At 52.2% G+C, this 1,282-nt stretch carries 2 protein-coding genes; both read left to right on the plus strand.

The window, feature by feature from the left end; genetic code table 11:
* Positions 1-244, plus strand: a 244-nt coding sequence (locus AC2FNC_RS20780) for a hypothetical protein (protein WP_496716581.1), incomplete at its 5' end; no start/stop codon positions are given.
* Positions 241-1,089 (plus strand): ankyrin repeat domain-containing protein, encoded by an 849-nt coding sequence (locus AC2FNC_RS20785; RefSeq protein WP_496716582.1) that lies wholly within the window; start codon positions 241-243, stop codon positions 1,087-1,089. The genes AC2FNC_RS20780 and AC2FNC_RS20785, both read left to right, overlap by 4 nt.
* Positions 1,090-1,282 lie beyond the last annotated feature (193 nt).

Raw genomic sequence — 1,282 nt, forward strand, 5'->3', positions numbered from 1 at the left:
AGATCTTTCCCGCACCGCAGCAAACGAGCAAAGCCTGACAAGAAAGGCACTCGCGCTCAGTTCGGTACGCCTCTCTCTGCGCCAGCAACACGTTGTTTTTCAACAATATCGATCCAATCCGGACATTCGCTGCGCTCCTGTTCTACGTCTCACATGCGGACAAAGCGGCCACTCTTTGCAAGAAATGAAATTGACGACTAGTTGTGGTATTAAGGCTCCCACAACCGGGGGGATGCCGCAATGAACAGAACTTGGAAAACATTTCTCGCGGGGGTGGCTGCGCTATGCGCCACCATGTCGACAAGTTTCGCTGAAATGATCCACTTGATGGCTAGAAAAGGCGATGTCGCAAAAGTTATGTCAGAAATCGAAAAAGGAGTGCCGGTGGATCTGCCGAGCACCACAGGCGCTCGTTTTGAAGGTTCGTCACCACTCGTAGTAGCATCTCGGTTCGGTCGTACGGACGTGGTCGCGGCCCTGTTGGAGGCTGGGGCCGACCCAAACTACTCTCTTCCCAATGCTGAGTACGAAAAAACTCTTGCATACCCAATCCATGTTGCGTCAAGCAACGGACACACAGAAGTTGTTCGATTGCTTTTGGAAGCCGGTGCTGATCCAACTGTCGTGGATCCTTGGCTTGGGACAGCACTGCATTTCGCCTCGTTGCGTGGGCACGACGAAATCGTGACCATGCTATTGGATGCTGGCGTACCTACAAGTGCAAGTATCCCTAGTGTGAAGCACTTGATTGGTAATGCCGATAGGGGCCGAGGAGAAACTCTGGCAGGTGCCTGCAAAGCCTGTCACAGCCTGGAGAACAATGGGCAAGTTCAAGCCAATGAAGGTCCGCCACTTTGGGGAGTTCTCGGGCGCACCATTGGCTCGTACGATGGCTACGAGTACTCGACGGCTTTGTCAGCGATTTCAGGTGTCTGGGACTACGACAATCTAAACTCGTTTCTTGGGCGTCCACGAGAATACATTCCGGGAACAAAGATGGACTTAGATGGAGTTTGGTTTGATCAGGATCGCGCAGACTTGATTTCTTACCTCCGGACACTCGATGAAAACCCGGTCGCATTGCCTTAACAACCAATCGAAATTGAGCGTAGGATACGCGTTGGTGAGGTCAGAAGCAGCCATCAGAAAGAGCTCGTTGGGCGTCTGCTTTGCGGAGAGGGTGTGTGAAAACTCCCCTATTTTGACCGGACTGATGGTATAATTTCCGTATTCGGTACGGAGGTTGTTGATGACGCAATTTATCGAGGGTCTGGACCGGCAG

It is taken from the genome of Ruegeria sp. BHSA123 (assembly GCF_059613425.1).